Source organism: Kribbella sp. NBC_01510 (genome assembly GCF_045040325.1).
In the GTDB taxonomy this organism is placed as follows: domain Bacteria; phylum Actinomycetota; class Actinomycetes; order Propionibacteriales; family Kribbellaceae; genus Kribbella.
The window spans coordinates 4,222,830-4,247,494 of the sequence record NZ_CP109418.1; the positions used below are offsets into that span (position 1 = coordinate 4,222,830).

25 protein-coding genes are annotated in these 24,665 nt (G+C 68.7%); 2 read left to right on the forward strand and 23 right to left on the reverse strand.

What is annotated here, in order from left to right; genetic code table 11:
• The 4 genes from OG558_RS21115 to OG558_RS21130 are packed head-to-tail and all read right to left on the reverse strand — an operon-like array spanning position 1 to position 5,538.
• The gene (locus OG558_RS21115) at positions 1-2,451 is read right to left on the reverse strand and encodes a beta-galactosidase (protein WP_405071779.1); all 2,451 of its coding nucleotides are present in this window, start codon (positions 2,449-2,451) and stop codon (positions 1-3) included.
• Positions 2,448-3,359 (reverse strand): carbohydrate ABC transporter permease, encoded by a 912-nt coding sequence (locus OG558_RS21120; RefSeq protein ID WP_405071780.1) that lies wholly within the window; start codon positions 3,357-3,359, stop codon positions 2,448-2,450. Before OG558_RS21120 ends, OG558_RS21115 begins: the two co-directional genes overlap by 4 nt.
• Positions 3,359-4,246, reverse strand: coding sequence for a carbohydrate ABC transporter permease (locus OG558_RS21125; RefSeq protein WP_405071781.1), 888 nt, complete (start codon positions 4,244-4,246; stop codon positions 3,359-3,361). The genes OG558_RS21120 and OG558_RS21125 overlap by 1 nt, the downstream gene beginning before the upstream one ends.
• Complete coding sequence (locus OG558_RS21130) at positions 4,246-5,538, reverse strand: sugar ABC transporter substrate-binding protein (RefSeq protein WP_329474642.1); 1,293 nt, start codon at positions 5,536-5,538, stop codon at positions 4,246-4,248. Before OG558_RS21130 ends, OG558_RS21125 begins: the two co-directional genes overlap by 1 nt.
• A gap of 131 nt (positions 5,539-5,669) precedes the next feature.
• Between OG558_RS21130 and OG558_RS21135 the strand changes: the two genes are divergently transcribed.
• Positions 5,670-7,160 carry an FGGY-family carbohydrate kinase gene (locus tag OG558_RS21135; RefSeq protein WP_405071782.1) on the forward strand — a complete coding sequence of 497 codons (1,491 nt, stop codon included), beginning with the start codon at positions 5,670-5,672 and terminating at the stop codon, positions 7,158-7,160.
• On the opposite strand, the gene OG558_RS21140 is transcribed toward OG558_RS21135, so the two are convergent.
• The 3 genes from OG558_RS21140 to OG558_RS21150 all read right to left on the reverse strand — a co-directional run bounded on the left by OG558_RS21140 (position 7,137) and on the right by OG558_RS21150 (position 8,959).
• Positions 7,137-7,871 (reverse strand): SDR family NAD(P)-dependent oxidoreductase, encoded by a 735-nt coding sequence (locus tag OG558_RS21140; protein ID WP_405071784.1) that lies wholly within the window; start codon positions 7,869-7,871, stop codon positions 7,137-7,139. The two genes, OG558_RS21135 and OG558_RS21140, sit on opposite strands and share 24 nt — an antisense overlap.
• 324 nt (positions 7,872-8,195) lie before the next feature.
• The gene (locus OG558_RS21145) at positions 8,196-8,327 is read right to left on the reverse strand and encodes a hypothetical protein (RefSeq protein WP_405071785.1); all 132 of its coding nucleotides are present in this window, start codon (positions 8,325-8,327) and stop codon (positions 8,196-8,198) included.
• Positions 8,324-8,959, reverse strand: coding sequence for a hypothetical protein (locus OG558_RS21150; RefSeq protein WP_405071786.1), 636 nt, complete (start codon positions 8,957-8,959; stop codon positions 8,324-8,326). Before OG558_RS21150 ends, OG558_RS21145 begins: the two co-directional genes overlap by 4 nt.
• Before the next feature lie 80 nt (positions 8,960-9,039).
• Between OG558_RS21150 and OG558_RS21155 the strand changes: the two genes are divergently transcribed.
• Positions 9,040-9,870 carry a class I SAM-dependent methyltransferase gene (locus OG558_RS21155; RefSeq protein WP_405071787.1) on the forward strand — a complete coding sequence of 277 codons (831 nt, stop codon included), beginning with the start codon at positions 9,040-9,042 and terminating at the stop codon, positions 9,868-9,870.
• Between the two features lie 147 nt (positions 9,871-10,017).
• Here the strand turns inward: OG558_RS21155 and OG558_RS21160 are convergent, their stop codons facing one another.
• The 16 genes from OG558_RS21160 to OG558_RS21235 form a co-directional block, all read right to left on the reverse strand.
• Positions 10,018-11,151, reverse strand: coding sequence for an FAD-dependent oxidoreductase (locus OG558_RS21160; RefSeq protein ID WP_405071788.1), 1,134 nt, complete (start codon positions 11,149-11,151; stop codon positions 10,018-10,020).
• A 101-nt stretch (positions 11,152-11,252) separates the two neighbouring features.
• Positions 11,253-12,134, reverse strand: coding sequence for a TIGR03619 family F420-dependent LLM class oxidoreductase (locus tag OG558_RS21165; protein ID WP_405071789.1), 882 nt, complete (start codon positions 12,132-12,134; stop codon positions 11,253-11,255).
• A complete protein-coding gene (locus OG558_RS21170) occupies positions 12,131-12,592 on the reverse strand; it encodes a nucleoside deaminase (protein WP_405071790.1) in 462 nt (153 codons plus the stop codon). Before OG558_RS21170 ends, OG558_RS21165 begins: the two co-directional genes overlap by 4 nt.
• Before the next feature lie 107 nt (positions 12,593-12,699).
• Positions 12,700-12,903 carry an antitoxin gene (locus tag OG558_RS21175; protein WP_329474650.1) on the reverse strand — a complete coding sequence of 68 codons (204 nt, stop codon included), beginning with the start codon at positions 12,901-12,903 and terminating at the stop codon, positions 12,700-12,702.
• A 104-nt stretch (positions 12,904-13,007) separates the two neighbouring features.
• On the reverse strand, positions 13,008-13,763 hold the full coding sequence (locus OG558_RS21180) for an isocitrate lyase/phosphoenolpyruvate mutase family protein (RefSeq protein WP_405071792.1): 756 nt from the start codon (positions 13,761-13,763) through the stop codon (positions 13,008-13,010).
• 13 nt (positions 13,764-13,776) lie between these two features.
• Entirely contained in the window at positions 13,777-14,724 is a 948-nt protein-coding gene (locus OG558_RS21185) for a sigma-70 family RNA polymerase sigma factor (RefSeq protein WP_405071793.1), read from the reverse strand.
• A complete protein-coding gene (locus tag OG558_RS21190) occupies positions 14,721-16,106 on the reverse strand; it encodes a DHA2 family efflux MFS transporter permease subunit (RefSeq protein WP_405071794.1) in 1,386 nt (461 codons plus the stop codon). The genes OG558_RS21185 and OG558_RS21190 overlap by 4 nt, the downstream gene beginning before the upstream one ends.
• Before the next feature lie 401 nt (positions 16,107-16,507).
• Positions 16,508-17,518 (reverse strand): zinc-binding dehydrogenase, encoded by a 1,011-nt coding sequence (locus OG558_RS21195; RefSeq protein WP_405071795.1) that lies wholly within the window; start codon positions 17,516-17,518, stop codon positions 16,508-16,510.
• 8 nt (positions 17,519-17,526) lie between these two features.
• Positions 17,527-17,967, reverse strand: a complete 441-nt coding sequence (locus OG558_RS21200) for a PaaI family thioesterase (protein WP_405071796.1) — start codon at positions 17,965-17,967, stop codon at positions 17,527-17,529.
• A gap of 20 nt (positions 17,968-17,987) precedes the next feature.
• A complete protein-coding gene (locus tag OG558_RS21205) occupies positions 17,988-18,710 on the reverse strand; it encodes an anti-sigma factor domain-containing protein (protein WP_405071798.1) in 723 nt (240 codons plus the stop codon).
• Entirely contained in the window at positions 18,703-19,320 is a 618-nt protein-coding gene (sigK, locus tag OG558_RS21210) for an ECF RNA polymerase sigma factor SigK (RefSeq protein WP_405071799.1), read from the reverse strand. Before sigK ends, OG558_RS21205 begins: the two co-directional genes overlap by 8 nt.
• A gap of 2 nt (positions 19,321-19,322) precedes the next feature.
• On the reverse strand, positions 19,323-19,970 hold the full coding sequence (locus OG558_RS21215) for a fasciclin domain-containing protein (protein WP_405071800.1): 648 nt from the start codon (positions 19,968-19,970) through the stop codon (positions 19,323-19,325).
• 72 nt (positions 19,971-20,042) lie between these two features.
• Positions 20,043-21,038, reverse strand: coding sequence for a hydroxyacid dehydrogenase (locus OG558_RS21220; RefSeq protein WP_405071801.1), 996 nt, complete (start codon positions 21,036-21,038; stop codon positions 20,043-20,045).
• Positions 21,035-22,387 carry a glycoside hydrolase family 32 protein gene (locus tag OG558_RS21225; protein ID WP_405071802.1) on the reverse strand — a complete coding sequence of 451 codons (1,353 nt, stop codon included), beginning with the start codon at positions 22,385-22,387 and terminating at the stop codon, positions 21,035-21,037. The genes OG558_RS21220 and OG558_RS21225 overlap by 4 nt, the downstream gene beginning before the upstream one ends.
• Before the next feature lie 9 nt (positions 22,388-22,396).
• Positions 22,397-23,497: a glycoside hydrolase family 172 protein gene (locus tag OG558_RS21230; RefSeq protein WP_405071803.1), complete on the reverse strand. Its 1,101-nt coding sequence runs from the start codon at positions 23,495-23,497 to the stop codon at positions 22,397-22,399.
• A 79-nt stretch (positions 23,498-23,576) separates the two neighbouring features.
• Positions 23,577-24,605: a LacI family DNA-binding transcriptional regulator gene (locus OG558_RS21235; RefSeq protein WP_405071804.1), complete on the reverse strand. Its 1,029-nt coding sequence runs from the start codon at positions 24,603-24,605 to the stop codon at positions 23,577-23,579.
• Positions 24,606-24,665 lie beyond the last annotated feature (60 nt).

Here is a 24,665-nt window from a genome sequence, read left to right on the forward strand (position 1 = left end):
CTAGGTCGGCTCCAGCCGTAGCGTACGTAGCTCCGGAGTGGCCGGCCCGTCGACGCCCCGCACCAGCAGCGTCAGCCCGGACCATCCCGGCGGAATCCACAGTACGTCGGGATCGCCACCGGAGAACGCGGGCCGGTCGCCGACCCACACCCGCCCCAAACACTCTCCGGACGCCCAGCCGGTGACGCGCAGCTGGGTCCCCTCCGGCCGGAGAACGACACCATTCTCCAACGTTGGAAGCTCGACGTCGAGCCAGGTCTCCTCACCCGGTGCCAGCGCCAGCGGAAGGTCGATCCCGGCGCCTAGTTCGCGGGCCTGTGCGAAGGCGGTCAGCATGTCGTCGTCCTGTACGGCGCACGTCCAGTCGCGCACCGGATTCAGGGTGAGCAACTCGGCGCGGAGACCGCCGCCACTCGGATTGTGGGGGATCGTCACGGAGAGCTGCTTGGTGCCCGCGGGCAACAGCGCCCATGGGTCCTCGGTGTGGACGACGATCGGCTCGCCGTCGTCCACCGTCACGGTGACCGGCTCGCGGACGCCGTCCAGATGCAGCGCGGTCGGCGTGTCCGTGTCGAGGCGGCGCGTGTACGTGACCGGCGTACCGATGCGGGTGCTGCTCCAGCCGGTCAGGCTGCGCACCGGTGCCGGATCGCCCGCCCAGTGGCCGTCGACTGTCCACAATGCGGAGATGTCCCGGGTCTCGATGACAGTCCACAGCGTGCCGAGGCCGCGCAGTGCTCCGAGGCGAAGCGGAGGCAACCGGGCGTCGTCGAAGTTCGCATGGCCCCAGATCTCCACAGTGGCGTGGATCTCGCCGCTGAGGCCACGGACGTCGATGCGCTCCACGGCGCCGAAGCCGGCAAGTGTTCGCACTCGGCCGCCGACCGAGAGATCCACGATGTCGGCCGCACCTACGAGCAGCAGTTCGTCGGTCAGCTCCGCGGTCGTCGTGTAGGTGCCGCGTCCGCGGTAGACACCAAGCGATTCCAGCGTGGGTGGCAGGTCATGGGTACCTGCCGGTTTCTCCGTGGGCACAGTGGACCGTCGCCGCACCTGACTGACCGACGCCGCCGCCGGCGTCTGCGGAGCCACGACCTCCGATCGTGGTTCCACGGTGACTTGGACTCCCTCGACCACGAGCGACGAACCGACCGCGATCTCCACCGACGTGTTGCCGATGACAACGGTCACCGGCACGGACGAGCAGAACACCAGCCCGTCGTCCAACGACACCAAGTCCGCCGACGCCAGCCGCAAGGTCTGGTCGCCAACCGGCAGAGCCAGCAGCATCAACGGACACGAGTCCGCACCGACGGCGACCGAGACACCGTTGACGACCGCACGCCCGTCGGTGTCGTTCAGATTCGGTACGGCAACCACCCGCCCGCCACCGTCGAGGTCGAGGACCGAGGGAACGGAACTGGTCGGGAAGTCGGCCGTCACCTCGACCGCTGCACCCGGTGTCGCCAGCGCCAACCGCGGACCCAGCGCATCCAGCACGCGTGTCAAGAGCTGGGCCTCGGCGTACTCCGGCCGCTCGGCACCCGTCGACGACACATAACCACCGAAGTCGTAGCCGTGGCTCATGAAGTTGCCCGGCTTCCCCCAGTTGCCGCTCGACGGGGTGTAGCCGAAATTCCACCCCGAAGACTGCAGGTACGGCGCGATCAACGACGCACCGCTGGCCAGCAGCCGCCGCAGGGTCCGGTGGCGCCGGTTCGTCTCGGTGATCAGCAGCGGCAGCCCGCGGTCCGCAAGCAGTGCCGCATAGCGACGTACCTCCTCCTCGATGAACGGCGAATCGTCGTTCGGATAGAAGTTGCACGCCGGTACGACGCCCTCGGCGTCGCCGGTGGCACCGAACAGATCTCCTTGCCCAGCACACGCGATCAGCGGTACGTCGATGCCGTGAGCAACAGCCTGGTCCCGCAGGGCGGTGAGGTACCCGGGCCGGTCCGCGCAGTCGAAGAAGTCCAGCTCGTTCTCCAGCTGGACCATGATCACCGAGCCGCCCGCGCCGTGCTGACGAGCCGCGATCATCGGCAGCACGTGGTCGAACCAGGCCGTCACGGCCGCGAGGAACCGCGGCTCGTTCTGCCGGACCCGCACGGCGGGATCGAGCCCGAGCCACGCCGGCAGCGCGCCGCCGTCCCACTCGGAGCAGATGTACGGCCCAGGTCGGGCGATGACGTGCAACCCGGTCTCGGCCGCGAGGTCCAGGAACGCGGCCACATCCCGACGGCCGTCGAACGACCACTGCCCGGGCGCGAGCTCGTGGAAGTTCCACGGCAGATACACGTCGACGCAGGTATAGCCGGACCGGCGGACCTGCTCGAGCCGTGCGCGCCACTGCTCCCGGGGCAGCCGGAAGTAGAACAGCGACGCGCACAGCACGACCTGCGGCCTGCCGTCGATGACGATGCCCTGGCCGTTCAACGCAACCGAACTCACTTGACCCCCGCACTACCGCCGTTGATGTCCATCTCGTACAGATACCGCTGACCCAGGTAGTAGACCAGGATCATCGGCACAGTGAGCAGGATCGAGCCGACCATCACCAGGTTCCACGGTGGCGCCTGCAGTGCGGCCGACGTACTGGTGATGTACTGCACGCCCAGGGCCAGCGGCATCTTGGCCTCGTCGTTCAGGTAGATCAGCGGGCCCATGAAGTCACCCCAGGTCGCGGTCAGCGTGAAGATGCCGATCGCGATCAGCACCGGCGCGAGCATCGGCAGCATGATCCGGCGGTAGATGCCGAAGAAGCCCAGCCCGTCCACCATCGCCGCCTCGTCGACCTCGCTCGGCAGCCGGGACACGAACTGCCGGACCAGGAACACGTTGAAGGCGTTGGAGAAGAAGTTCGGCACGATCAGCGGGAGGTAGGTGTTCACCCAGCCGAGGTCCTTGAACAGGATGAACTGCGGGATCATCGTGATCTGGGCCGGGATCATCATCGTCGCGATCACGATGATGAACAGCGCGTTCTTGCCCGGCGCCCGCAGCCGCGCGAACGCGTACCCGACGAGTCCGCTGGACAGCACCTGGCCGAGCACCGCGCCGGCCGAGATGATCACCGAGTTCAGCAGGAACCGCTGCATCGGCAGGTCGGTGCCGAACACCCGGGTGAAGTTGTCCCAGTGGAACTCGCGCGGAAGGATCGTGAAGGTGTTCGCGTTGACGGTCTGATCGCTGGACAGCGCGATCGACACCACGAACACCAGCGGCACGCACAGCACCGCGGACACGATGATCAGCGTCGCATAGCTGAACGGCGTCGCTCGGAACACGCCCGCGACCCGATCCCGGCGTGTGGTTCGTTCCCGCACCGGTGCGGCAGCGGTGGAGAGTGCGGTGGCCATCACTTCACCTCGGTCTCGTAGAACACCCAGCGCCGGGCGGTGCGGAAGGCGAGCAGGGTGAACACCAGGATCACCGCGAACAACAGCCACGAGATCGCCGACGCGTACCCAAGGTGGTAGAACGAGAACGCCTCGTCGAACAGCAGCGGCACCATCATCTGGCTGGCGTTGTTCGGCCCGCCCTTGGTCAGGATGTAGACCTGGGAGAACACCTGGAACGCGCCGATCAGTCCCATCACCAGGTTGAAGAAGATGATCGGTGTCAACTGCGGGACGGTGATGCTCCAGAACTGCCGGACCGGCCCGGCGCCGTCCACCTCGGCCGCCTCGTACAGCTCCCGCGGGATGCCTTTCATTGCCGCGAGCAACAGTACGGTCGCGCCGCCGGCACCCCACACGGACAGCAGGATGAGGGCCGGTTTCACCCAGACCGACTCCAGCAACCAGGACGGCCCGGGGATCCCGGCCCAGCCCAGGACGTCGTTCAGCGGGCCGGACGGCGCGAGGACCATCTTGAAGATCATCGCGGTCGCCACCAGCGGCACCAGCGTCGGCAGGTAGATCAGCGTCCGGAACACCTTGCGGGCGCGAACCTGCTTGTTCAGCAGGTTCGCCAGCCACAAGCCGATCCCGAGCCCGAGCGGCACCGAGATCGCGGCGTAGTAGAACGTGTTCCACAACGCCTTCCAGAACACCGAGTCATCGGTCAGCAGCCGGGTGTAGTTCTGCAGTCCGACCCACTTCGGCGGCGTGAACGAGTCCCAGTCGGTCAGCGAGATGTAGACCGACGCGAGCATCGGCCCGAGCAGGAACACGACGAACCCGATGATCCACGGTGACGCGAACAGGTAGAACCACAGCGCCTCCCGGCGGCGCAGCGTCGACATCAGCCGGGCTTGACGATCGACTCGAGCCGCTGCTGGATCGCGGTCAGCGCGGCGCGGGCGTCCTGCTTGCCCAGCCAGAAGTCGGCCAGCCCGTCGTCGAACGCCTTCTGCATCTCGTTCCAGGCCGGGATGAACGGGGCCCGGTAGATGAAGTCGCTGGACTCGCCGAACACGTTCATGTTCACCGGCTTGGTCATCCAGGCCGGCTTCAGGAACGCGTCGCTCTTCTGCACCTCCAGGCTGGCCGGAACGTCCTGGCCGGTGGCGATGATCTGCTGCTGCGCCTCCGGCGAGGTGAGGAAGTCGATCGCCTTGAACGCCGCCTGCGGGTTCTTCGCGGTCCGGGAGATGGCCAGGCCGCTGCCGAACGCGGTCACCGCCTGCTCCTTGCCTCGCCACAGTGGCGCGATGTCCCAGTCGATCTTGGTCTTGGTCAGGCCGCTGATGCCCCAGAAGCCGGTGGTGTTGACCGCGACCTTGCCGTTCGCGAACGCCTGGTCGCCGCCGACGTCCGCGCCCATGTCGGCGTACTGCTTCTGGGTCGGTACGACGCCGTGCTTGAAGATCAGGTCGCCGGTCCACTGCAGCGCGTCGATCACCTCGTCGGTGGCGACCGCGGGCTTGCCGCTGTCGTCGATGATCCGGCCGCCGTTCTGGTACACGAAGCTCCACCACTGCGCCCACCAGCCACCGCCTGCGTAGCCCCACTGCTTCCCGGGGACGGACAGCTCCTTGAACGCCGACAGCGCGTCGTCCCAGGTCCAGTCCGCGGTCGGCGCCTTGATGCCCTTCGCTGCGAACAGCGCCTTGTTGTAGAAGACGATCATGGCGCCGGAGCGGTCCGGGATCGCGTAGACCTTGTCCTGGTACGAGTAGAGCTTGCCGATCGCGCCGAACCGCTTCTCCAGGTCCATCCCGGCCTTGGTCGCCAGGTCGTCGAGCGGCTGGATCTGGTTCTTGCTCGAGTAGACGTTGACGCTCTCGGCGACCTGCATGATGTCCGGGCCTTTGCCGCCGGCAATCATCGTCTGGACCTTCTGGGCGTACCCGTCGTTCGGGATCAGCTGCAGCGTCACCTTCAGCTCGGGGAACTTCTTCACCAGCAGGTCGATCCGCTTCTGGTACGCCGTCTTGTCGCTCTCCCCGCCCCACACCGTCATCACCAGGTCGGCGGCGGTGGCGTTCCCCGATGACGAGCTCTTGTCACTGTCCGATCCGCAGGCCGTCAGCGTGATGACGCCGGCCGCCAGTCCCATCCCGAGAAACCCCCGCCGCGAGAACGCTGTTCCCATCGCACACCTCTTCCGCCCAGCCCAGCATGATTAGAGTGGCGGTTAAACTAACCATTGGAATAACCCGTGACAAGACCTCGCCCGGCAGATGTCCAAACCGTGACCAGGCGGCCGGACTCTAGGGTTGCCGGATGAGCTTCGTGATCGGGGTCGACATCGGCACGGGCAGTACCAAGGCTGTTCTGACCACGCTCGACGGCACGGTGCGGGTGGTCGCCCGGCGCGAGCACGCGCCGAGCCTGCCGCAGCCGGGCTGGGCCGAGATGGACCCGGACCGCGACTGGTGGGGTGACGTCGTGGACGTCCTCGCCGAGCTGACGTCTGCGCATCCGGACGCGGAGATCGCCGCCGTCTGTGTCTCGGGCCTCGGACCATGCGTCGTACAGACCGATGCCGAGCTGCGGCCGCGGCGGCCGGCGATCCTGTACGGCGTCGACACCCGCGCGACCCGGGAGATCGAGGAGATCACCGGGCAACTCGGCGCGGACGCGATCCTCGAACGCTGTGGCAAGGACCTGTCCAGTCAGGCGATCGGACCGAAGCTGGCGTGGTTGCGGCGGGAGGCAGGGGAGGACTGGCAACCGCAGGATCGATGGTTCAGTGCGCATACGTACGTCGTGGCCCGGCTGACCGGTGAGTGGGTGCTCGATCACCACACTGCGAGCCAGTGCGATCCCTTCTACGACATCCGCACGCAGGACTGGGCCACGGACTGGGTTGAAGCTGTGCTGCCGGGTCTGGCGCTGCCACGGTTGGTGTGGCCGTCCGAGCAGGTCGGCGTGGTGCGAGGCGTCGCGGCTGCGGAGACCGGACTGGCCGAGGGGACTCCGGTGGTTGCGGGCACGGTCGACGCCTGGGCGGAAGCCTTCAGCGTTGGGGTGCGGCGTCCTGGCGACCTGATGCTGATGTACGGCTCGACGATGTTCTTCGTCCAGGTGCTGACCGCACCGACCAGTGTCAGTGGACTCTGGACGACGTCAGGCGTCGAGCCCTCATCCCACACCCTGGCGGCCGGGATGGCGACGTCCGGGACGATCACCACGTGGTTGCAGGATCTGACCGGTGGAGTGCCGTTCGAGACGCTGGTCGCGGAGGCGGCCGCCGTTCCGGCTGGTAGTGAGGGGCTGGTGCTGCTGCCGTACTTCAGCGGGGAGCGTACGCCGATCTACGATCCGCTGGCCCGTGGTGTGATCGCCGGACTTACGCTGCGGCACGGGCGTGGTCACCTGCTGCGAGCGGCGTACGAAGGAATCGCTTGTGGGGTGCGGCAGATCATCGGCGCTCTCGAGGAAGCGGCCGGGCGGCCGGAGCGGATCGTTGCCGTCGGCGGCGGTACGCAGGGTGGGCTGTGGACGCAGATCGTGAGTGACGTGTGCGGGCTGGAGCAGCAGGTGCCTGCGCAGACGATCGGAGCGTCGTACGGCGATGCCCTGCTGGCGGCGATCGGGATCGGGCTGGTCCCGCCGGACACCGACTGGGCCCGACCCGATCACGTGGTCCGTCCCGATCCGTCGACGGCTTCGACGTACGGGGAGCTCTTCCAGACCTACACGGAGCTGTATCCGGCGACTCGTGCGCAGATCCACCGGCTGGCGCGCTCAGGTCAGATCGCGGATGTGTAGGACGCTGCCGTTGTCGAGGTCGCGGTCGAGCGTCGACCAGATCGTCCGGGCGATGTCCTCCGCCTTGGACAGCAGGCCTTGGGCGTCCATCTCGCGGAAGCGGCTGGCCTCCGGCACCTGGTCGTCGTTGCAGGCGCGCAACTCGGCCTGCATGTCGGTGTCGACCGCGCCCGGTGATATCGAGATCACCCGGCAGCCAGGATCTCGCCGCTGTTGCTCGAGGCCGGCCGTGCGGACCCACTGGTCGATCGCGGCCTTGGCGGCGCAGTAGCTCGACTCGCCTTCGTGCGGTCGGCTGGCGGCACCGGACGACATCATGATCAGGTGCTGCTCGCAGTCACGGCCGGAGACTGCACTGAGGAACGCCTGGCCGAGCACCAGGGCCGCGGCCGAGTTCAGCAGCACGTTGCGCGTGTACTCCGCGGTGTCGACGCGGTCGGCCGGACCCAGCGGTGTGAGCGTGCCGGCGCTGTGGACGAAGACCACCATCTCCGGGGAGTACTCGTCCAGTCGCTGCCTGAAGTCCGCCGCGACCACCGGCCACGAGTCCGGGTCGGCCAGATCGACCGCGACGTGGTGGGCTCCCGGCGTACCGCCGCGGCGAGAGATGTCGACGAGTTCCGCGTCGAACGGGAGGGTCGCCGCCAGAGCGGCGCCGAGCCCGGCCGATGCACCGGAGATCCAGACCAGAATCCGTCGCAACGGAATCATCGCGTGCACCTGCCCAAGGGCAGGCCAAAGTCCAGCATCATGCAGTTCCCCCCTGCAGCGCCCCACCGTTCCCCCGATGCAGGAGCAGCCTACGTCGTGAAGTGCTCAGATCGAACCCCTGTCGGCGTTTCTGACCCCTCGCAACCCCCTGACCACACACGGAGTTCTCAGCAGACACTCAGAGTCGGAGGTTGTTACAGGACACTTGTGTCAGCGTCGGTCCATGCATGTACCGACGGCTGCTGAGGTCGCGAGCGCCTTCGGGTTGGGGGAGCCGGCGGGTTGATCGACCAGTTGCGGGTGGCAATGGCTCGGCCGGCTGTCTCAGAGCGCGAACAACCTGCCGTAGTTCGTCGGGCGGGCGGCCGTGCGGGCGGCGTGGAGGAGCGCCCAGAGCAGGACGGAGTTGGCGGTGAGGACCGGGCGCTGCAGGTCTGCTTCCAAGGTGGAGATCACGCCGACCGTGCGGAAGCCGTTGCCACCGATGAAGACGGCTTCGGCGCTGTCGGGTGTGTGGGCAACAATCCACGCGAACAGGTCGGCCGGGCCGATGCTCCGCTGATTGCTCGGCAGCTCGCAGGGTCCGTGACGACGACGTCCAGGTCCAGCGAGGTGAAGTACCCGGCACCGAGCCGGTCCAGCTCCGCGTCGAACCAGGGCGGGTTGAAGAGCGCGAGCCGCTGCACGTTCAGCGTCCGCAGTCCGGCCACCGCCGCGGCGCACGTGGACACCACGGGGATGCCGGCGCTGTGTTCCATCAGCCGCTCGACGACCTTGCGTTCACCGTCGGCGCCGATCACGTACGCCGAACTGGTGAATCCGATGCCGATGGCACCCAGTGGGGCGGCGGCCAGCAGGGCCGTCGCTTCGTCGATGTCCGGCGGCTCGACGAACGCCTGCACCGGCGCCAAGGGGATCGTCGGGTCCATCTGGCCGCCCGACCTGATCCCCCCGAACGGCACACGGGTCGCATGCACCCGAACACCCTCCGGAGCCATCGCCTGGAGTTCCGACTCGGGGCCGACGTCACCGTGCGGCGTCAGTACGCCGATCCGTGCCCGCACATCCCATCCATCTGGTTGCCACATGACACGCTCCTTCCCCCACCTCGAGTGTGCGCCGGAAATTCGGTCGACGGCAGACCAGGAGCCGTCGATAGCATCGCGGGATGGACTCGACCGAGTGGAACTGGCAGTGGGATCCGAGCCTGTACGCCGGGAGCGCCGAGCACTACGCGGTCGGGCGGATGGCCTACCCGGCTGCGTTGGCCGACGCCGTACGGGACGAGCTCGGGCTCGACGGGAGCGGGCGGCTGCTGGACGTGGGCTGTGGTCCGGGGTCGCTGACGCTCTTGCTCGCGCCGTTGTTCGCCGAAGCGGTCGGGGTGGACGCGGACGGCGGGATGCTCGAGGTGGCCGCGAGTCGGTCGGAGTCGACCAACGTGCGGTGGCGGCAGTTGCGAGCCGAGGAGTTGCCGGCCGATCTCGGGACCTTCCGGGTGGTCACGTTCGCGCAGTCCTTCCACTGGATGGATCAGGCGCTCGTCGCCGACCGGGCTCGCGGCATGCTGACGTCGGACGGTGCCTGGGTGCATGTCGGCGCCACCACTCATCGCGGCGTGGAGGGCACCGACGAGCTCCCGCATCCACGTCCACCCTGGGACGACATCGACAAGCTCGTCGTCCGCTACCTCGGCCCGGTCCGCCGCGCCGGTCAGAGCGTGCTGCCGACCGGCACCCGCGGGGGCGAAGAGGAGGTCATGCGCACGGCCGGCTACCGCGGCCCGACCCGGATCGTCGTCGGCGGCAACGAGATAGAGGACCGCAGCGTCGACGACATCGTCGCGTCCGTGTTCTCGCTGTCCAGCTCGACCCCCCACCTGCTCGGCCCGGACCTCGCCGCCTTCGAGGCCGACCTTCGCGACCTGCTGACCAAGGCCGCCGACAACGGCTTGTTCTCCGAGCGCCGCCGGGAGATCGAAGCCGTCATCTGGCGCTGACGCCAGTGAGCCGTAGGGAAACGCGGCCCGGTCGGGCCAGTGCCGGTCGGCGACAGTCCGTTGCGTGAGGCAACAGTCATCAAGCCGACCAGTACCTGCAGCGATGAGCCGCCGGATCGAGCTGCTCCGGCAGGAGCTCGGGTTCGGTCAGCGCATCATGTCGGTGATGGCGATGCGGGCGGCGGACGGGCACCCCTTGGTGAACCCGTAGAAGGGGCCGAAGTCGCGGGTCGACGCGAAGCCTGTCATGTACAGCCCGGCCAGGGAGGTCTCGAGGCCCTCGGTCAGGTCGGGGAACCCCTCGGTCAGCGAGACCCGATCCACGACACCGCCCAGGTAAGGCACGCGAGCAAGGTCAGCCCGGTAACCGGAAGCGAAGACCACATGATCGGCGGTCAGCGCCTCGCCATCGGAGAGCGTCAGCGTCACGTCGTGTTCGCCGACTGCCGTGTCGACCACCGCACACCCAGGATGACTGGTCACGACTGTGTCGGGGATCCGCGGCACAAGCCAGGGTTCCAGGGTGAGACGCCCGACCTGCCAGAACTCGGCAGCGATTGCTCGCCGCCGCTCGACGGAGAGTCCTCGCCACCATCCCCGGTGCGCCAGCGTCTGGTCGACGTACTGGTCGACGAATCCCCAGCTCACCTTGGCGAACCTGGGCGTGCTGTGGCGATGCACCACCTCCACGTGCTCGGCGTCGTGGTCACACAGCAAGGCCGCCCATTCGTAGGCGCTCTGCCGGCCGCCGATGATCACGACCCGGGCTCCGGCGAACGAGTCGAACGAGACCAGCTCACAGGTATGCGACCGGCGAGGCGCGGGGACGTCGGCGTACCACTCCGGCAGGTTGAGGAAGTAGCCGATGCCGGGGGCGGCGAGGACCTTGTCCGCGGTGATCGTCGCACCGTCGTCCATCGTTGCCACGAAGCCTGGGTTCGACGTGGTCAGGCCGGTCACGAGGCGCTCGTCGAGGTCGAGGCGCTTGCGCTCGCGGAACCACTCCGTGTAGTCGAGGAAGACCGAGATCGGGATCGGCTCGAAGTCTGCGGGTCGCATTCCCCGATCCTCGAAGAATGCCTCGAACGTGTGCTCGCCGCGTCCGTCGAGATGCCAGTCGGGGCCCGAACGCAGGAACATCTCAACCGGCATGTGCCTCCGCCAGAAATCCATCCGATGGCCGACGATGCGGGTCTCGATGCCGTTGTCACGGGCAAAGGCGGCCGCAGAGTACGCGTAGGGGCCTGCACCGACGACCAGCAGATCCGTCCGGTCAGGCATCGTCCCCCCTGAAGGTGCGGCCAGAACATCGCCGGTTGGTGACGAGACGACTGGGCGATGAGTCCAAGAGTCCCCTACCTGATGCGTTCGCGCCAGGCGGGCTAGGGCTTGAGGGCGGCTACCTGCTCCAGGATGCGCCAGTCCTCCTCGGCGGTGCGCCGCACGTCCGGGCTGATGTAGGTGTCCAGTACGACGTACTCCGCACCCAGCTCGGCCAGACCTTCCAGATCCGCCCGGATCTGGTCGAGTGTCCCCTCGCCGAGCACGCGGTCGTCGTCGGCGAGCTGCGTCGTCGGATGAGCCCGGATGCGCGGACAGAGTGCGGGTACGGCGACACCCGCGTTGGCTGCGGCGGAACGCAGGGCCGGCATGCCTTTGTCACGCAGCCAGAGCGGATGTGGGTTGATGGGATGCCAGGCGTCGCCGTACTGGATCGCCCGCCGGATCGCGGCCCGGCCGGCCCCGCCGACCCAGATCGGTGGCCGGTGCGCCGAGGGCGGTCCGGTGTGGATCTCGTCGTACGGCGCATGAGGCCCGGGGGACGACGTGATGTCGTGAGTCCAGGCGTGCGTGATCGCGGCCAGATACTCGTCGGTGATGGGGCCGCGGCGGTCGAACGGTACGCCGAGTGCGGCGTACTCCTGCTGGGACCAGCCCGAACCGACGCCGAGCACGAACCGGCCGTGGCTGAGGTCGGCGAGGTTGGCGCCGACGCGCGCAGTCTGCAACGGGTGCCGGTAGGGGAGGACGGAGACCGAGGTGCCGAGCCAGAGCCGCGTGGTGTGCGCGGCGAGCCACGTGATCGCGGTGAACGGCTCGTAGAACGGGACCGGGTAGAGCGCCTGCACCTCGGGCGCCATGGCGACGTGGTCGGACATCATCGCGAGCGCGAACCCGGACTCCTCGGCGAACCGTGCCCACGCCAGCAGCAGCTCGGGCGTGGTGTCGGGGCCGTAGTTGAGCAGGCTCAGCCCGAGCTTCACCTGAGCTGCTCGAGATAGACGGTGAACGGCTCGCGGGCCTCGGGCAACTCCAGCTGCTCGATCCGTCCAGGGTCGAGCTCACGCGCGGCAGCCTGGATCTTGGTGAGAATCGGAGCGTACGGCGTACGCAGGTCCGGCACCCATTCCTTCGGCGCGGCGTAGACGACGCGGTCCACCTCCGCCACGATCGCGACGGTGTGGCAGATCGGGCACGGTTCACAGCTGGAGTAGAGCGTCGTACCGGCCAGGGTGATCGCGCCCAGCTCTCGGCACGCGGCGCGAATCGCCACCACTTCGCCATGAGCCGTGGGGTCGTTGTCGCGCAGTGCCGTGTTGACTCCGGTTGCGACGACTTCATCGCCATCAACGATGACCGCCCCGAACGGCAACTGCCCCGCGGCCCCGTTCACCCGCGCAAGCTCCACCGCCTGCCGCAAGAACCCAAGATCGCTACTCATACACCGACGCTACTGCCTCACCGGCTCGCCGCGATCGTGCTCTCACAGGCCGCGAGCGGCCGCGGGCGTGGTGCCTGCGGCCGCTCGGCGTTCTGGTCGGGGTCCGGCTACTCGATGTCGTCGTCCTGGCCGTCGAGGTTGTCGAGCTGGTCCTTGGCCATGTCGGTGCCCTGGTCGATCTTGTCGCCGTACTGGCCGCCGGTCTTCTCGTCGGCGAAGTCGCCGGCCTTGTCCAGGCCCTCACCGATCTTGTCGCCGTGCTCGTCGACGGCTTCCGTCGCCTTGTCCTTCAGGTTGTCGAACATGCCCATCGTCGTTTCCCCGTCTCTCTCGATGGTTGCCTTGGACTACCTATCCCTTCGTACCCGATCGCGACGATCACACACAAGGGCCGGTGGGCGTGTTGGCCCAGCGTTCATTCGGTAAAGGGATTCCGGTCCCCGGCGACCGCCGGGAGGAATGTTCCGGCCAGCTTGCCGTACAGGTGGCGCTGGACCATCGGGCCGAAGCTGATCCGGGCGACGCCCTGCGCTGTGTAGTCGGCGAGCGTGTTGGCACCCTGGCCGTAGCCGACGTTCACCGGGCCGCCGATCTCCTTGACCAGTGTCCCGATCAGGTCGAGATCGCCCACGCCGATCGGATAGACGCAGTCCGCACCCGCGGCCAGGTAGCGGGCGGCCCGGTCGAGCGCGGTCCGGAGTTGTTCCTCGGGGGAGCCGGCTTTGCGCAGGAACGCGTCGATCCGGGCGTTGATCACCAGTTCGGTGCCGGCCGCGGCGCGGATCGCGGCCAGGAAGTCCGCCTGTTCGGCCGGATCGACCAGGCCGCCGGTGGCCGGATCCGAGTCCTCCAGGTTGAGGCCGACGGCGCCGGTCGCGGTGAAGCGTTCGACGAGTTCGCCCGGCGGGAGCCGGTAGCCGCGCTCGAAGTCGATCGTGACCGGGACGGACACCGAGCGGGCGACCTGGGCCGCTGCCGCGAGGACCTCGTCGACCGGTGCCTGTTCGCCGTCGTCGTACCCGAGGATCGCGGCGGTCGCGTTGCTGCTGGTCGCGACGGCGGGGAAGCCGGCCTGTTCGACCATCCGGGCCGAGGCCGCGTCCCAGGCGTTGGGCAGGACCAGGGGCGTGCCGGGCACGTGCAGGGCGCGGAGTGAGGTTGCGAGTGACATGGGTATCTCCGTCTTAGCGGGATTGAATGATGGGCAGTCCGAACGCCGGGAACAGCGCGGGCTGGTGGAAGGACAGAACGGCCGAGATACCGGCCTTGGTCAGGGTCAGGACCTTGACGGAATGCGCGTGGTACAGCGCGTCCTCGCCCCGGATGTAGAGCGCGAACGCCGGCTGCCCGTTCGCCGAGGTCTCGACCAGGATCCGTCGGTCGGGACCGGACCGCATCTTCGCGTCCAGGAGCCGCAGTACGTCGCCACGTCCGCTGAACCAGGTCGGGATCGGCGGCATCTCCCACCGGGTGTCCGCGGTGAACAGTCCCTCCAACGTGACCAGATCCTTGCTCTCCATGGCCGCCGAGAACTGATCGAGCACCGCCCGCCGGACTGGTTCGTCCGGCTCGCTGAAGTCCTCTTCGCTCGGCCGGAGCCGCGCCAGCTCGGCCCGCGCCCGCTGCAACGAGCTGTTGACGGCCGCGGTCGTGGTGTCGAGCAAGGTCGCGACCTCGGCCGCCGGCCAGGTCAGCACCTCACGCAGGATCAGTACGGCGCGCTGGCGCGGTGGAAGGTGCTGCATCGCGGCGACCACCGCCAGCCGGAGGCTCTGCCGATCGCCGACCACCGTGGCCGGGTCGGCGCCGAGCAACTGGTCCGGGAACGGCTCCAGCCACGGCACCTCGAGTGCCTGTGGATGCAGCTCGTCCGGATCGTTGCCGGGGGCACCCAGCGCGGAAGGGACCATCCGCCGGCTGCTGTGCTGCAGGAAGTTGAGGCAGACATTGGTGGCGATCCGGTAGAGCCAGGTCCGGACGGTCGAACGGTGCTCGAAGTCCGCCTGTCCGCGCCAGGCCCGCAGGTAGGTCTCCTGCACCGCGTCCTCGGCGTCGTACAGCGACCCGAGCATCCGGTAGCAGTGCGCGACCAGACCACCCCGATGCAGCGCGAACTCCTCCTCCAGGTTCATCCGACTCCCTCCACCACCTTCGTGGCGACCGGCTGGGCGGTACGGCGCCGTGCGGTGATGCCGAGGCCCGACAACGCCGCGAGCAACGACAGTACGCCGCACCCGGCGAGGGCCCGGGTGAAGCCGTGACCCGCGTACCCACCGGCGGACACGAAGACCGATCCGAGGACGGCGACACCGGCTGCGCCACCGAGTTGACGGGTCATGCCGTAGACCCCGGACGCGATGCCCACCGCCTCCCGTGGCAGCGCACCGATGCTCGCACTCTGGGCGGCCGGCATCGCCAGCGAGATCCCGCAGCCGGTGACCACGAGCGGTGCGACGAGTTCGTAGTACTGGCCGGTGCTTCGGCTGACCCAGAACATGCCGATGGTCTGCAGTGTCATCCCGATCACCACGAGTGGGCGCTCGCCGACCCGATCGATCAGCCGGCCGGCGAGCGGACCGACGAAGAAGAGGGTCGCCGTCCACGGCAGCAGCTGCAGACCCGCCTTCAACGGCGCCGATCCGAACACGACCTGCATGTACTGGGACAGGAAGAAGACAGCGCTGAAGAGTGCCGCGCTGAGGAAGAAGCCGGCCGAGTTCGCCGCGGTGAAGGTCCGGTTCCGGAAGAATTCGAGCGGGATCATCGGGTGCGCCGTCCGTCCCTCCCAGCCGGCGAAGGCGGCGAGCAGGACGACCCCGGCCGCGAACGAGCCGAGTACCTCGGCGCTCGACCAGCCGGCGGTCTCACCGTGGACGACACCCCAGACCAGGCCGAGTACGGCGAGGCTGATCAGGATCGCACCGACCAGGTCGAGCCGCCGCGACGGACCCTTGCTCTCGGGGATCTTGCGCAGTACCAGCGCGATCGCGATGAGGCCGATGGGCACGTTGATCCAGAAGATCCACTGCCAGGACAACCCTTCCGTCACCGCTCCGCCGATCATCGGGCCGCCCAGTACGGCGAGGCCGGTGACCCCGCTGAACACGCCGGTCGCCCAGCCGCGCCGCTCCGGCGGGAACGCCGCCCCGAGCAGGCCCATCGCCAGCGGCATCACCGCGGCGGCGCCGACGCCTTGCACGGCTCGGGCCGCGATCAGCCAGGGCACCGAGGTGGCCAGCGCACAGCCCACTGACGCCGCGGTGAACAGCGCCAAGCCACCGGCATAGGTCCGTCGCCGGCCCAGGCGGTCACCGATCGCGGCGGCCGTCATCAGAAGCATCGCGAAGCTCAGGGCGTACGCGTTCACCGTCCACTCGAGCTGCTCGGCCGAGGCGCCGAGATCCGCCCGGATGGTGGTCAGCGCGGCCGCGACCACCAGCACATCCAGTGCCACCATGACCGACCCGATCGAGGCCAGCCCCAGCACCCATCGTTGTTCACTTGTCGTCCGCACAGGTTCCTCCAGGAAATTGCTCTCACCTGTACAGACCAGCGGCGACAGCCGAACTCATCGCCGCGATGAGTGCGAATTTCGTGGACCAGGCGCACTCGGTCAAGAGGTCGGTGGGGACGCAGGCGGTCTCCGGAAACAAGAGAGCGCCAGGTGGCCGGGATGTTCCGGGAAGGGCGGCAACCCCATGGGTCGGCTGCCCCGCCTGTGTTTGTGCACCGAGCCGCTGCGACGCTCGGCCGGTGCAAGAAACCAGGGCTGAACTACAACCCCACCAGCCGGTGGTGTACGGCGGATAGGTTTCGGCCACAGCAGAGAGCGACTTTGTGCACCAGATCCGTACGCGGAGGCCTTGCGCGGTACGGATCTCGTGCACAAAGTGACCGACCGAGGCAGCCGGACGGCTAGGGCCAGAGGGAGATCAGGACCTTGCCGGAGGTGTTCGAGTCGGCGGCGGTGGTGAACGCCCGGACGGCCTGCTGGGCCGGGAAGTCGTGGGTGATCACCTGCTCGAGCCGCGGATCGGCGTCGAGGAGCTGGACCGCGCGGTCGATCTCGTCGTTGAAGCGGAGGGTGCCGCGGAGCTGGAGTTCGCGGGAGACCAACGGGGAGAGGTTCACGCCGCGCGGCTCGTTGGGTGGGACGCCGACGAGGACGACGATGCCGGCCCGGCGGGCCGCGTCGAGCGCGGCGGTGATGGCCGCGGGTACGCCGGTGCACTCGAGGACGACGTCGAAGTACTCCGAGGGGATCTCGTCGGTGCCGACCTGGATTGTGCCGTGGACACCGAGCTCGCGGGCCCGCCGCAGCGGACCTGGGAGAACGTCGGTCGACACCACTTCGGTCGCGCCCGCGGAGAGCGCCGAGGCCGCCGCCAGCAGGCCGATCGCGCCCGAACCCGAGACCAGCACCCGCCGCCCTTCGACGCCACCGGCGATGTGGACGGCGTGCAGGGCCACGCCGAGTGGTTCCGCGAGCGTGGCGCGGCGCAGCGGCAGCGTCGTGGGCAGCGTGCGGATCATGTGCTTGCCCACGACAACGAACTCGCTCATGCCGCCCTGGGTGTGCGGCCAGGTGCCCGCGCTGCCGAGGTAGGCGCCGTCCGGCCACAGGTGCGGGCGATCCTCGATCCCCGCCGCCGGCGTGCCGAAGGTGGCCGGGTGGATGGTCACCGGAGTGCCGGGCGCCAGCTCGCCGGAGGGGTCGAGGTCGACGGTGCCCGAGAGTTCGTGTCCGGGCACCAGCGGTTCGCGGACGACGTACGCGCCGTTCGCGCCGTCGTTGTAGTAGTGCAGGTCCGAGCCACAGATCCCGCCGTACGCCATCCGCAGCCGGACCTGGCCGGCCCGCGGGACCGGAGTGGGCAGCTCGGCCTCGACGAGTTCGAGCTTGCCCCGGATGACGATCGCCCGCATGGTCCTCCTCACCGTTCCGGACGGGCCTGGATCTGGATCAGGGTCTGCTGGCCGCTGGCGACGAGGGTTCGATCGGCGCCTTGGCTCGCATAGACCTCGAGGGTGCAGACGGTCAGGGTGCGGCCGGACTTCAGGACCGTCCCGATCGCCTCGAGCTGATCGCCCTCGGCCGGCGCGAGCAGGTTGATCTTGTACTCGACCGTGAGGACCGAAGTGTCCTCGCGGAACACCGTGAAGGCCGCATAGCCGCCGGCGCTGTCGGCGATCGCGCTCGTCGCACCCGCGTGGAAGTAGCCGTGTTGCTGGGTGACCTCGGGCCGGCTCGGCAGGACGATGTGCACGCGGCCCGGGCCGATGTGGGCGATGCGAGCGCCGAGGTGGTGCATCAGACCCTGGCGCTCGAAGCTCGCCCGCACCCGGGCCCGCACCTCAGCGGAAGCCTCTTCCATTTGGGCGACAGTACCCGTCCTCAGGTCATCGGGATCAGCGCTGCGGCGGGGAGGGTCGGCTTGGTCGAGCCGCCGGGCGGTTCGACGGTGAGGCCGAAGGCGACCATGCCGGTGACGTCGCCGTTGAGGACCTGTGCCTCGTCACCTGAGGCCAGACCGACGGAGTGGGCGGTCTGCGACGGATCGATCATCCAGAGCTGCCACGTGCGGTTGCCGGAGAGCTTCGGCAGATTCCGCAGTACGACGACTGCCGCGTCGGCCTGTGCGGACGCGACGACCGTGGCCTGACCGCCGCCGGCGACCGGACCGCGGACGGTGCGTGCGTCGGGCTGCGTGAGTACGGCGGCCATCCGTTCGTTGGCCTGGACGGCGTCGGTCTTCTCGCGGTACTGGTCGATGGCGACACCACCGGCGCCGGCGACCGCGAGAGCCGCCGCGGCCAGCGCTAGCACGGATCGACGGCTGAACCGGCGCTGGACGACCGGGGTCGGGGACTGGCCGGGTACGAGCGGGGGCAGTTGGCGGGTGTGCTCAAGCGCGGCCAGCACGTTCGCCTTGAGGGCTGGCGGTGGCGGAGTCGCGACCGGGGTGGCGAGCTTGACGGCAGCCTCGCGCAGTTCGGCGACCTCTGTGGTGCAGAACGCGCACTCGGCGAGATGCGCCTCGAAGCCGGCTCGTTCGTCCTCCGGCAAGGCGTCGAGGACGTAAGGCCCGGTCAGAGTGTGTACGTCTGGATCAGTCATGGCGTACGCCCCCTTCGGTGGTTCCGAGGCAGTCGCGGAGCCGGATCAGGCCGTCGCGCATTCTCGCCTTGACTGTCGGCAGTTTCGCCCCGAGCCGGTGGGCGACCTCGGGGTAGGTGTAACCGTTGTAGTACGCCAGCTCGATCGACTCCCGCTGGAGCTCGGTCAGCGCGCCGAGGCAGCGCCGTACCTGCTCCGCCTCGAGCCGCGTGCTGACCGTGTCGGCGACCTGGTCGAAGTCGACCTCGGCGGACCGGATGCCGGCGAGTTCGGTGCGATCGGCCGCGGCCTGTTCGGAGCGGACGCGGTCGACGGCGCGGCGGTGGGCGATGGTGAGGATCCACGCGTGCGCCGAGCCGCGGCCGGCGTCGTACCTGGTCGCGGTGCGCCACACATCGACCATCACCTCCTGCGTCACCTCCTCCGATTGGGCCGGGTTGCGCAGGATCCGCCGGACCAGGCCGAACACCGAGGGCGTGACCCGGTCGTAGAGGGCGCTGAACGCGGCCGTGTCGCCACCGGCGGTCATCACCAGCAGCTCGCCGTCCGAGACCTCACCGGGTCGCTGGTGCGACCCGGTGGGCCAAGGCAGTGAAGTCGGATCGGTCACGGTCAGTTCGCCGGCGGCATCAGGACAGAGTCGATGAGATACACAGTAGCGTTGGCGGTCTTCACACCCCCACAGATGACGTTGGCGCCGTTGACCTTGAGGCTGTCGCCGGACCCGGTCACGGTGACGTTCTGCTTCTCCACGGTCGGATGCGTTCCGACCACGGCCGTGGGGTCGAGCTGGCCGGCGACCACGTGGTAAGTGAGGATCTTGGTGAGTAGTGCGTCATTCGTCTTCAGCGTGGTGACAGTGGCGGCCGGGACCTTCTGGAACGCTGTGTCGACCGGGGCGAAGACGGTGAACTCGCCGCCGTTCAGGGTGGAGACCAGGTCGACCTTCGGGTTCAGCTTCCCGGACACGGCGGAGACCAGGGTGGTCAGCAACGGGTTGCCGGACGCGGCGGTGGCCACCGGCGCGGCGGCCATGCCGTCGATCGAACCCGCGCCGCTCGGGTTGGCCTTCGCGTAGTCGGCGCAGCCCGGGCCGACGAGCCCGGCCGCGGCGGCGTCCATCGAAGGAGCGGCGCTCGTGGTCGTGGACGGGGCGGAGCCGTCGGAGGCGGTCTTGTCGTCGCTGCCACACGCCGACGTCGCGAGGACGAGGGCCAGTGCGGACACGGCGAGGCCGACGCGGACAAGGTTCTTGGGCATGACGAGTTCGCTTTCTCGAAGTGGTTGCTGACAACAACCCTTCGGAGCCGCGCCGTCACCGGATGGGTGGGGTCAGGCCATGCGGGCGAGCGCGGCCTCGGTCAGTTCGTACTGCAGCGGCGAGCCGGAGGCGTAGCGCTCGATCTCGGACGCGACGATCTCGCCCATCTCGAGGTAGCACTCGACCGTTCCGGCGGCGCGGTGCGGGGTGAGCAGGACGTTGGGCAGACCGCGGAATGGGCTGTCCAACGGCAGCGGCTCTTCGTCGAAGACGTCGAGCGCGGCGTCGATCCGGCCGGTCTGGAGTTCGGCCAGCAACGCGTCCGAGTCGACCAGCCAGGATCGGGCGGTGTTGATCAGCGACGACCCGTCCGGCATCAGCGTCAGCTCGTGCGCACCGATCAGCTCGTGGGTCTCCGGCAACGTCGGTGCGTGCAGGGCGACGACGGCGCTGGTCCGGAGCAGTTCGTCCAGGGCGATCCGTCGTACGCCGAGCTCCGCCGCGCGCTCGTCGGTCAGGTAGGGGTCGTAGACAACGACATCGGCGCCGAGGGCAACGACCATCGCGATGTACTCGACGCCCGTCCGGGAGGCGCCGACCACCCCGATCCGGGAACCGGCGATGCCGTGCTGCGGTGGCGCGTCGATCGCGTCCCTCCACGCGGCCCGGCGATGCAGCGCGTGGTCGAACCGGTGGATCCGGTGCAGCATCGCCAACGTGAACGCCAGCGAAACCTCGGCCACCGGCCGGGCCATCGCCTGTCCGGCCTGGGTGATCCGGATGCCGCGCCGGAACACCTCGTCGGTGACGAAATGCTTCACCGACGAGGCACTGTGCGCGATCAACCGCAGCCGATCCGCGTGATCCAGCACCTCGGCGGTGAGCGGCGTCGCACCCCACGACGTGATCAGCACCTCGGTCTCCGGTAGCGCAGCCATCAGCGTGCCGGCATCCGCCGGATCGTCGAGTACGACGAGCTGCCCGAGACGCTCCAGCCGCGACACACTCCGCGCGGAGAACACCATCTCCCGGAACGACGGCGCCGCCACCAGCAGAGTTCGGGTCATGGCGCGACTGTATCGGCCGGCCAGATGGAGGACAGGTGATGAAGGGTGAGGGACGTCAGTTGAAGGGGAGTCGTTGTGACGAGTTGGACACCCTCGCCAGTGGCGGTCGTGTCGAAGTCGACGTTGTAGCAGGTGTAGTACGCGCCGTCCGCGGCGAAGACGGCGAGCTGACCGCGGTCCACCAGGAGCCGGATCGTGAGCGTGCCATCGGGTTCCGGCAGCGGCAGGCCGTCGAGCAGTCCGGCTCCGATGTCGTAGACGACGTCACGAGCGGACGATCCGTCGGCGCCGGTCCGAAGGCGGAAGACGAGTGTGCCAGTCTCAGGACGGTCGAAGGTTGCTTCGAGTTCGTAGCTCGTGGCGGCGTCGTCGAGGACGAGAGCGGACTCCGGGGTGAGTTCCTCAGGGCCCCACGACTTCGTCGACTCGCGCAAAGACGCCAGCTCGTCGACCGGCAGGCTGAACAGCCGCGGGCCGTCCGGCGTCGAGACCAACCGCTGCTGCACCGGGAAGCTCGCGTTACCGGTCCAGGTCGAGCCACGGTTGAGCCCCTGCCACGCCATCGTGACCACGCGGCCGTCCGGCATGTTCTCGAAGGACTGCGCGGCGTAGTAGTGACCGGCCGCTCCACCCGGGTTCATGGTGACCGTGCGTGGCTCCGGCCACGACGTACGGAACTCCCGTCCGTCGAAGTCGCCGACTACGTATGATCCGCGTCCGTCGCGCAGGACCCAGACCGGCGTTCCGTCGAGATCCATCGGCGTGAAGTCCGGGCACTCGAACACCCAGTCCCCGACGTACCGATCGGTCCGCTCCCACGTGCACAGATCGGGCGAGACGAAGATGTCCGTTCCGTTTCCGTTCTCGTCCGACCACACCACCATCGCCCAGGTCTGCGAGGGCTCGTGCCAGACCACCTTCGGGTCCCGGCTCTCGTGACCGCTCGGCTGCGCGATCACCCGGCCCTCGTCGTACGCCGTGAAGGTCATGCCACCGTCGAGGCTGTAGAACATCCGGACGCCCTGCGTGCCGGTGAAGACCGCGATCGGGTCGTGGTCCCCGTCCTTGAGCCCGGAGGTGTTGCCGACGTCGACCACACCGCCGCCCGACCACAACTCACCCGGATGTACGGCGGGATCGAGGGCGATCGGTTGCTGCGTCCAGTGGACCATGTCGGGGCTGGTGGCGTGCCCCCAGTGCATCGTGTCCCAGACCAGGCTGCCGGGGGCGTGCTGGAAGTAGAAGTGGTAGGTGCCGCGGTAGTGCAGCATCCCGTTCGGGTCGTTCATCCACCCGTGCCGGGGACTGAAGTGGAACTGACCGCGGTTGGTCTCGTGGTAGTCGGTCACGGAAGCCTCTCAACGGGGACGGCGATACTCGCGCGACGGCAGGGCGGGCAGATCGTTGCCGCCGCCGGGCAGTTGATACCAGTAGGCGACGCTGGAGATGTCGTCGCTGCGTTCGAAGTGCCCGTGATCCCAGGCGCCGATCTGCTGCAGCGTGATCCGCAGTCGCTGATGGAAGATCACCGGATCCGGCAGATGCCACCGATACATGGCATGCGACTGCAGTGTGGCGGTGACGAACGGCGAGTGGCCCGTGCGATCCTCCGCCGAGTAGAACGGATACCCGCAGTACGGCGCACTGAAGGTCAACGGCACCGGTGACGGGTTGACGCGCAACGCATCCTGGAAGGCCCACGCGCCACCGGCGTAGTCCTCCAGTCCGGTGCTGCACTGTGTCGGGTATTCCTCGTCGTCGTCGAGGTAGAACTTGACCTCGCCCTCGCCCCACCAGAACCGCTCCAGCGCGGTCAGTCCGATGTAGGTCCCAACATAGTTGCCACTGCCAACGATCCCGTCGAGGATCACATGGTCCTCACCCAAGGCCGTCGAGGCGTTGCTGCGGCGCCAGTGCGCGTGGAACAGCGCCGTGTCGTCGGCCACCTCGTCGTCCACCGTGTAGTCGAGCTGGTAGTAGATCCCGCCGACCGGCCCGGGGTGTTCGTTGGTCAGCTCGATCCTGGCGTGCCGCCGGAACGGCATCGGGAAGTAGCAGTTCAGCCCGCCGGTCGGCGCGACCACGATCGGCTCCGAGGTGACGAGCGCCCGCCGGCCGAATCCGTTGCAGAAGAAGTCGCCGAGCGGTACTTCGACAGCCGGCCGCTCCTCGTCGTCCCACCACATCCGCAGGACGAGGTCCCGCAGTACCCAAGGCCCGGCGGACGTCTTGTCCGGCACGGTCATCCAGATGTGCCGGATCACGCCCGGGCCGTCGATGTCGGCGAGCGTTGCCGTCTCACCCGAGTCCAGTGAGATGGCCGGGCGGCCCTTACGGGAGGGGCCGAGGGCCGAGGCGGTCGTGGCGGCGTGTCCGGGTGCGCCGGTCGGGTTCTCGGCGTTGATCGAGCGGCTCCGGCGCCGGCCGGGAGATCGGGTCAGTGCCGCCCAGTCAGTCATGTGATCCTCCGACATCCGCTTGCCCCCGGGCAGTACCTAACAGGTGTTAGGTCAACGTTGTCAAGAGCCGCCTCGGGGCTCAGGCGACGGGCGGTGGAGCGACGGTTCCGCGGACCACCGGGACGCAGGGGAGGCGCTCGGTGCCGCCGTACGGACGGTCCTCGCCCGCGATCCGGGCGAGGAGGTCGGCGGTGGCACGCCGACCCATCTCGCGGTGCGGCAGCGCGATCGTTGTGAGTCCTGGCGGGACCTCGGCGGCGAAGAACTGCTCGTCGTCGTACCCGACCACCGAGAGGTCGCCCGGCACGGAGAGGCCGAGCGACGCGGCCGCGAGGATGACCCCGGTCGCGCCGCGGTCGTTGGCGGCGAGGATCGCGGTCGGGCGGTCCGGGCGGCGCAGCAGTTCGAGCGCGGCCGCGTGGTTGGAGCTGAGGCTGTAGAGGGCCGGGACGATGCTGTCGCCGACCGGCAGGCCGGCGTCGTTCAGCGCGGCGGTGAACCCGCGGACACGTTGCACGGTGGCAGGCGAGTCGGGATTGCCGGTGATGAAGGCGATGCGGCGGTGTCCGGCCCGCAGGACGAGCTCGGCCGCGGCGCGTCCGCCGCCTTCGTCGTCGGGGATGAAGGCCGGCAGCGAGTCGTCCGCGACGTACGCGTTGGCGAGGACGAGCGGAATGCCCAGTGGTGCCTCGAGACCTTCGATCTGACGCAGACCGGCGTCGGCGTAGATCAGTCCGTCGACGTCGCGGGCCCGCAGCGTGGCCATCGCGCCATCGACGTAATCGGGGTGCTGCCAGGTGTCGATGGTCAGGATCATGTACCCGGCCTCGAGCGCCACGTCACTGGCCGCCGACAGCAGCGGCCCGGCGAACGGGGCACTCGCGATCGCGTCGGTGACCAGACCGATGGTGGCTGTCCGCTGGCGGCGCAGGTTCACCGCGGAGGCATTCGGCACGTACCCGAGTTCACGGGCGACCGCGCGGATCCGGGCCTGCTTCCCGGCGTCGACCATGCCGTCGCCGCGACCGTTGAGCACGAGCGACACCGCCGACCGGGAGACCCCGGTCGCATTCGCGATATCGGTCGACGTCACCCGCCGCTTGCTCATGGTCCCGTCCTCGATCGCCTGACGTCTCAGCATCTCACGCGGCCTGCTGCCTTTCGGTCG

Excerpts from the sequence above, each read along its gene's own strand:
- OG558_RS21120 (WP_405071780.1), bottom strand. The coding sequence starts at position 3,359 with ATGGCCACCGCACTCTCCACCGCTGCCGCACCGGTGCGGGAACGAACC.
- OG558_RS21125 (WP_405071781.1), bottom strand. The coding sequence starts at position 4,246 with ATGTCGACGCTGCGCCGCCGGGAGGCGCTGTGGTTCTACCTGTTCGCG.
- OG558_RS21130 (WP_329474642.1), bottom strand. The coding sequence starts at position 5,538 with ATGGGAACAGCGTTCTCGCGGCGGGGGTTTCTCGGGATGGGACTGGCG.
- OG558_RS21135 (WP_405071782.1), top strand. The coding sequence starts at position 5,670 with ATGAGCTTCGTGATCGGGGTCGACATCGGCACGGGCAGTACCAAGGCT.
- OG558_RS21140 (WP_405071784.1), bottom strand. The coding sequence starts at position 7,871 with ATGATTCCGTTGCGACGGATTCTGGTCTGGATCTCCGGTGCATCGGCC.
- OG558_RS21150 (WP_405071786.1), bottom strand. The coding sequence starts at position 8,959 with ATGTGGCAACCAGATGGATGGGATGTGCGGGCACGGATCGGCGTACTG.
- OG558_RS21155 (WP_405071787.1), top strand. The coding sequence starts at position 9,040 with ATGGACTCGACCGAGTGGAACTGGCAGTGGGATCCGAGCCTGTACGCC.
- OG558_RS21160 (WP_405071788.1), bottom strand. The coding sequence starts at position 11,151 with ATGCCTGACCGGACGGATCTGCTGGTCGTCGGTGCAGGCCCCTACGCG.
- OG558_RS21170 (WP_405071790.1), bottom strand. The coding sequence starts at position 12,592 with ATGAGTAGCGATCTTGGGTTCTTGCGGCAGGCGGTGGAGCTTGCGCGG.
- OG558_RS21175 (WP_329474650.1), bottom strand. The coding sequence starts at position 12,903 with ATGGGCATGTTCGACAACCTGAAGGACAAGGCGACGGAAGCCGTCGAC.
- OG558_RS21180 (WP_405071792.1), bottom strand. The coding sequence starts at position 13,763 with ATGTCACTCGCAACCTCACTCCGCGCCCTGCACGTGCCCGGCACGCCC.
- OG558_RS21185 (WP_405071793.1), bottom strand. The coding sequence starts at position 14,724 with ATGAACCTGGAGGAGGAGTTCGCGCTGCATCGGGGTGGTCTGGTCGCG.
- OG558_RS21195 (WP_405071795.1), bottom strand. The coding sequence starts at position 17,518 with ATGCGGGCGATCGTCATCCGGGGCAAGCTCGAACTCGTCGAGGCCGAG.
- OG558_RS21200 (WP_405071796.1), bottom strand. The coding sequence starts at position 17,967 with ATGGAAGAGGCTTCCGCTGAGGTGCGGGCCCGGGTGCGGGCGAGCTTC.
- OG558_RS21205 (WP_405071798.1), bottom strand. The coding sequence starts at position 18,710 with ATGACTGATCCAGACGTACACACTCTGACCGGGCCTTACGTCCTCGAC.
- OG558_RS21215 (WP_405071800.1), bottom strand. The coding sequence starts at position 19,970 with ATGCCCAAGAACCTTGTCCGCGTCGGCCTCGCCGTGTCCGCACTGGCC.
- OG558_RS21220 (WP_405071801.1), bottom strand. The coding sequence starts at position 21,038 with ATGACCCGAACTCTGCTGGTGGCGGCGCCGTCGTTCCGGGAGATGGTG.
- OG558_RS21230 (WP_405071803.1), bottom strand. The coding sequence starts at position 23,497 with ATGACTGACTGGGCGGCACTGACCCGATCTCCCGGCCGGCGCCGGAGC.
- OG558_RS21235 (WP_405071804.1), bottom strand. The coding sequence starts at position 24,605 with ATGAGCAAGCGGCGGGTGACGTCGACCGATATCGCGAATGCGACCGGG.